The organism is uncultured Chryseobacterium sp. (assembly GCF_913776365.1).
GTDB lineage: Bacteria > Bacteroidota > Bacteroidia > Flavobacteriales > Weeksellaceae > Chryseobacterium.
The window spans coordinates 1-6,248 of record NZ_CAJYMO010000209.1 but is presented as its reverse complement, the minus strand read 5'-3'; the positions used below and the strand labels follow the sequence as shown (position 1 = coordinate 6,248).

Below are 6,248 nucleotides of genomic sequence, written 5' to 3'. Positions count from 1 at the left end.
GTATAGTCTGAATACAAAATGAAATCCGGACTCCGGAGGAGTCCTATCTTCTGCAGCCGGCATTGAGATAGCATACCTATGGCATGCCGGCGACCCTGTGTCCGCTTGCTACACAGATGGTATTCCTACGGAATACTGCTTTTCTTCATAAGCAGATCTCATGTATTATGATACATGACAGAAAGCAGACCTGATTCCCCAATTCCTGTCTTCTTAAAACCAAAGAAGAAATGCATTCCGGTATCAGAGATTTTTGTTGGTAAAGATGAAGAGGCTTTTATTTCTTTTCAGTGCAAATAAGAGTAAAGTGTAAGACCGGATAAAGAACAGAATAACTTCATAAATTCATCTGCAAAGACCTGCTAAAAAATTGATTGATCCGTTTCTCCCCAACATTTGATACTGATCTGTACATCGGGCCTAAAGGTTGTCTGAAACCTATTGCATAAGCTTATCTGCAGATGGGGTCAACCGGATAAATAAAACAAAAACGGGTAAATCGTCTGATTTACCCGTTTTGTGACCCCGGAGGGATTCGAACCCCCAACCGTTGGAGCCGAAATCCAATATTCTATCCAGTTGAACTACGGAGCCATTTTTATGAGTAATGAGTAATTATTTAATAAGTAATTTGACATTGCTAATTCCTCATTACCCATTATTCATATTTTAGAATGTAATCTTCACGCCTCCCAGTACCTGTGCACCCAGGACTTTGTAACCTTTGTACGTCTGGTACTTTGTGCTCAGAAGATTATTTCCGATGGCAAAAATACTAAAATTTTTGTGAACTTTATACTCTGCGGAAAGATTTATATCAGCATACCCCCCAACTTTGTCATTAGTGTCCTCTGTGGACTGGTACATCATTGGACTGCCAACTCCTTCAAGCACAAATGAATTGGTGGTTCTGTCGCTGGCAAAAATCCCTTTAAAACCGAGCAATAATTTTTGATCCAACATCGTATATTTTGCCCCGATTGCTGCTGTCAACAGGGGAACATTGTATATATTTTCATAATTTTTAAGGTCGAACTTGGTAAATTTCACCTCTCCGTCCACCGTTAAATTCGCCAGCGGGAAGTATTGAAGGCTTCCTTTGATGTCGCTGACATTTCCGTCATCATATACTGCAGAAAACGTATTGGCATAATCGTAAGCCGAGCGGTTCAGGGTAAAGTTGGAATCGAAAAGGCTGTTGGCCTTAAAGAACATGATATCCCGCATTTTCCCGTAGCCGGCGGATACGTCATACTTGAACATTTCATCCACATCGCCTTTCAGCCCTACATAGAAGTGGTAACGGGTCTCCGTAGGCCGTAAATACTGGTCGGAAAGGAGGAACGGATTCTGCTGCAGAAGGTCGGCATAGGTATTCAGCTTCAGTCCGCCGTCTACCCCACCGTAAAATTTAAATTCATCAGCGGCAGCTACCTGGAATTCCGCCTGCGGGAACCAGTAGGTTTTGTTGCCCTTCATCTGCTCTGCCATCAGAAGGTTTGAATTCTTGGCATTCAGGAAAGAGAATGAGGAACCCAGCATCAGGTAAGAATCGTCTTTTCTGAAAGTAAGTTTCGGACTGAGGCTGGTATGTACGAAATTGGAGGAGTTCTTGTCCACGATAGCAAAATCACTCTTTACGGCTTCCAGTCCTACCCCAAGGTCAGCATTCAGGTTAATCCCTGATTTTCCGACCTCTATAGCGTACTTAGACAGGTTGGCCAGTACCGAAACCTGGTTTTCCTGGGCATCGAAATGATCTTTCAGGAAGGAAGATTTCACCCGTACATCATTCAGGATGTCATTGGAATAAAAGTCGTAGTATCCGTTGACCTTAAACTGGTTTACCCTTTGGTCCAGGTCCACATCTCCCGGTTGCAGGGCATAAATCCCATAATAATTATAGCTGTTCAGCCCGTATTCGGCATTCAGGTTGAATTTGCCTTTATCGCCGTACGAGTTCAGGAAAGCCCCGAGCGTCGTCGAGCTTTGCTTGGAATCCCACGGATACTCTTTTTTAAGACCCTGTGTTGAAAGAAAGTGCGCATCCAGCCCTACTTCCAGCTTGTTTTGCAGCGTTTTCGATATATTGGCGTCTCCTAAGATCTTCCCGTAATTCCCCATGCCGAACTGGACGTAATTGTTCTGTGCGGAACCCTGGAATTTCGGCGTCACGTCCTGTCCCTGGATGGTGGAAGTCTTAAAATCCGAAACGGCAGGCACATCCGTAATGGTATACTGCACCGGGTTCTGCGATTTCTCTTCCGGCGGGTAGTTTTTGATGGTTTCTACCGAGGTTTTCTTTTTCTCGATTTTCTTAACTTCGGGCTCCCTTTTCTTGTTAAGGATCAGTTTTTCTTCCCGGATCTGGGAGAATGCCACTGATGAGATTCCTAAAAATAACAGGGATAATATTTGAATTCTTTTGTTCATTTTTTTATAGATATTAATGTATCATGCCGGAGGTATCATGTATAAACAACATTTTACTTTTTACATGCTACGCTGTACATTCTATATTTTTACTTTTTAATCGACTTTTTCACCTCTTTTGCCTCTGCCACGATCTCAGGGAAATCCTTGTAATTCTCGATGATCTGGTCGCAGGTATAGCTTGCCTGGTAGTTGTCTTTCAGTCCTACATAGTTTTTCGCCATCAGCACCAGTGCTTTGGCGCCCCAGTATTCTTCGGAAGCATAATTGTTGGCCAGCCTGAAGATGGTCTCGTTGGATAACTTATAGGCTTTGCCCTTGTTCTGATAGAAAGCTTTGGCATAGAGCGCTTCCGCCGCCACTTCCGTGTTGGAAGATTTTTCCAGTAAAGCATAGGCAGTCTGTGCATCACGGTCTTTGCCGGCATTCATGAGGCTTCTTGCCTTGATGACTTTTGCCGTTTCGATGACCGCTGCCGAGTTTTTCGTGTTGGCAATCACGGCATCGGCCAGCTTCTCTGCTTCGGAGAAATTCTTCTCGTCCGCGTAGGCTTTCATCAGTTCCACATTCGCATAGTTCCTGATGGTGATATCCGATGAATTCCGCAGGCTTTCCAGGTACTTCCGGGCTTCCGCCGTTTCTCCCTGCGCCAGGTAGATCTGGGCAAGCCGGGTCTGTGCGTCATCCTGGTAGTCATTCTGTACACCGGCTACTTCCTGAAGCACCAGCAGGGCTTTCGTAGCACTCTTGGTCTGGTAATAGCTTTCCCCCAGTTCGTATTTTGCCTGGTACAGGCCTTCCCCGGTCGGGTTCTGCGTCAGGTACTTTTCGTAATACGGAATGGCATTTTTGTAGTCTTTTTTCGTAAACAGCTGTTTGGCCGTTGACAGGTTGATCTCATCGATTTCAGAGGCATCGATATTGACCCCGATATTCCTGGCGAAAGCTTCATATCCGGCAACATCGCCGTTTTTCGTAAAGACAGGTTTCGCTGCCTGCACAATTTTTTCGGCATAAGCGGTGTTCCTGTACTGCTCGCCCAACGCTCTCAGCTCAGACAATGCCTTGTCGCTCTGGTTCATATCGATATAATTCTGCGCCCTGTAGATGGAGGCATTGGCTACCAGGTCTTTGTCTGAAGACGTCTTGATTACTTTTCCGAAGAAATCATTGGAATTGCCGAAATCGTCCTGTGTAGCATAGGCCGTTCCGATTTCATACTGCGCATCATCGTAATAATCGGAGTCCGGGTATCTTGAGAGGAGGTTCTTCAGGTTGGCAATCTTGGCCTGCGTATCGCCTTTGAAGCCTAACGCCATGGATTTCTGGTACAGTGTATAATCGGTAGCGTCCTCGTTCCTGTCGTAGATGGCAATGGCTTCGTTCAGGTTGTTGTTGGCGTAATTGATGTCGGCCAGCCGGAGCTCTGCGTCGTTCTTAAACTCAGGTTTCGGATTGGCCAGGTATTTTTTGAAATAGGTTTCAGCCTGGTCGAATTTTTTCGATTTAAAGTAAGCGTATCCCAGATCGTACGGCAGCTGCTGCTTCTCAGGGAAGTTTTCGTCCAGAAGCTTCTCATAGCGGACAATCGCCGACGGATAATTCCCTTTCTGGTAATACACCTGCCCCAGCCAGTACAATGCCCTGTTGCTGAATTCTTTATTCAGGTTAAATCCTAAGCTCCTCAGCAGATACTGCTCGGCCGCATCATAGTTCCCTTTGTTGAACTCTTCGGTTCCCAGCAGGTAAGACACTTCCTGGTCGATCTTATCGATCTCAGGGCTCGAATTCTGCAGCCGGTCGATCGCACTCAGGGTTTCCTTGTAATTCCCGGAATACAGGTAGGATTTCACCAGCAGCGATCTCATTTCGGCACCGTTGCTGCTGCCCGGGTTTTCATTAATGTAATTCTGGATTACCGTTGAAGCGCTTTCAAACGGGTTGCCGATATCATAGCTCAATTTGGCATACTGCTCGTGGGCCAGCTTCTTCACCTTCGGGTCATAATTCATCTGGTAAGACGAACGGAATGCCGAGAGGGCTTCCTGCTTCTTCCCTACCGCCAGGTAAGCGTTCCCCAACTGGTAATAGGCATTCTGTGCCAGCGCCGAATTGCTGTTCAGCAGCTGGTTGTAATAAGAAACCGCTTCATCGTATTTCTTCAGCTGTGCCGCTACGAACCCCATTTCATAGAGGTCGCTTTCAGACGGGTTCTGCTGTACGCTCAGGTAGTCTTTCAGGTACGGATAGGCCGCAGCATAATTGCCTTTCATGAATTCGCTTTCCCCGATGATCTTGTGGACTTCTGCCTTGTATCCCTCCGAAATATCTTCGTTCAGCAGGGCGTTTCCTTCTTCTATGGCTTTGTCGTAATCCTTGTCATTGTAATACATCTGCACGTAATACGGGCGCACCAGCTTGGCATATTCCGGCCGGTCTTTCACCGTATCGAAATAGCGGAAGGCCTTTTCATTCTGGCGGTCCGAGTAGTACAGGTGGCCCAGCATATAGGCGATGGCTTCTTTCTGGGAATCGTCTGCCGTCGTGTAAGCTTCCTCCAGGGCATCGGTGGCGCCTTTGGAATCACCCATCATGAATTTGGCATAGCCGAGCTTCAGGATGTACTGCGTATTCTCTTCTTTGGAAAGCTGGTACTGGTTTACTTTCTTCAGGGTCTCCAGGGCTTTTTCAAAGTCTTTCTTGGCCAGGTAATAATCGGCCAGCGGCAGGTTGGCCTGGGCAAAGTAGGCGGAGTTGGGGTATTCCCTGATGAAGGCGCTCAGCCCTTCTTCCGCATGGTTTTTCTGGAGGATCACCCCGATTACATTATCGAAAAACTGCGCCGCTTCTTTTCTGGAGCGCGACAGGTTTTCATTGTAGAAATACTGCCGCGCGTATTCGTACTGCGAAGCGTTGTATATTTTGGTCTGATAGAGGTTTTCGGCAAGGTTGAACCTGTAGTTTTCCCGGTGGGTAAAGTATTGGGACTGTTGCGCACCGGAAATACCGAAGTACAGCACAGCCGTTGCCAGAAGTATTTTTTTCGAGTTCATTACTAGTAAATTTTAAAATGGGCAGGCCCGGAAAATGGGCCGGATCTTTAAAATTCTGCAGGATTTCCCCGCAATTGATCAACGAAAATATCGAAAAGATATTGCATGGACAAGCCTTTTAACAGAATGTTCACACGGGCCGGGAATTTTATGATTCGTTAACTTTTTGTGGAAATGAAAAGACCTCGAAGAGATCTCACGGATTGCAAATCCGCGAGATCAATCCGCGAGATCTCCGCAATATCTTTTGCTGTTACAGGTTCTTCGGCTGGTTTTCCTTTTGTTTTCTAACGGATGAATTCTTTGCTGCTTTTCAGACGGGTACGAGCGTGACGCTCGCACCAGCGAAGTACGTCAAAAGCTTCTTTAAATTGGCTTTGTTTTAAAAATACAAATACGATTTCCGCACTACCGAAAAGACAAAACGCCCTGATCCGCCAGCGCGAGCCTCCGGGCTCGTACTCCCCATAAAGTCTGTCAGGAACTCATCCCCTTGCCCAATCCCGCAAGATTTTCTAAATTTACCCATCACTAACCAATAAAAACACGGTCATGGAACAAAAAGTACATCAGGGACGCAATGTAAAAAGATTCAGGGAGATGCTGGGCATCAAGCAGGAAGCCCTGGCTTTCGATCTGGGTGAGGAATGGAACCAGAAGAAAATTTCGCTGCTGGAACAGAAACATGTGTTAGAAGAAGCCTTGCTGCAGAAAATATCCGAAGTCATGAAAATCCCGGTTGAGGCTTTCCAGAATTTTGAT

3 protein-coding genes and 1 tRNA gene are annotated in these 6,248 nt (G+C 46.2%); 1 reads left to right on the top strand and 3 read right to left on the bottom strand.

What is annotated here, in order from left to right:
- Positions 1 to 520 precede the first annotated feature (520 nt).
- From QZ735_RS10560 to QZ735_RS10550, 3 genes are all read right to left on the bottom strand, one after another.
- Positions 521 to 594: transfer RNA gene (locus tag QZ735_RS10560), tRNA-Arg, on the bottom strand.
- Positions 595 to 669: 75 nt separating this feature from the next.
- A complete protein-coding gene (locus QZ735_RS10555) occupies positions 670 to 2,433 on the bottom strand; it encodes a TonB-dependent receptor (protein WP_294247967.1) in 1,764 nt (587 codons plus the stop codon).
- A gap of 89 nt (positions 2,434 to 2,522) precedes the next feature.
- The gene (locus QZ735_RS10550; protein WP_294247965.1) at positions 2,523 to 5,486 is read right to left on the bottom strand and encodes a tetratricopeptide repeat protein; all 2,964 of its coding nucleotides are present in this window, start codon (positions 5,484 to 5,486) and stop codon (positions 2,523 to 2,525) included.
- Between the two features lie 552 nt (positions 5,487 to 6,038).
- Here QZ735_RS10550 and QZ735_RS10545 point away from each other — a divergent pair.
- Positions 6,039 to 6,248: helix-turn-helix transcriptional regulator (locus QZ735_RS10545; RefSeq protein ID WP_294247964.1), on the top strand; the 210-nt coding region annotated here is incomplete at its 3' end.

What these genes read in the sequence shown, in the direction of transcription:
- QZ735_RS10555 (WP_294247967.1), bottom strand. Translation starts at nt 2,433, where the DNA reads ATGAACAAAAGAATTCAAATATTATCCCTGTTATTTTTAGGAATCTCA.
- QZ735_RS10550 (WP_294247965.1), bottom strand. Translation starts at nt 5,486, where the DNA reads ATGAACTCGAAAAAAATACTTCTGGCAACGGCTGTGCTGTACTTCGGT.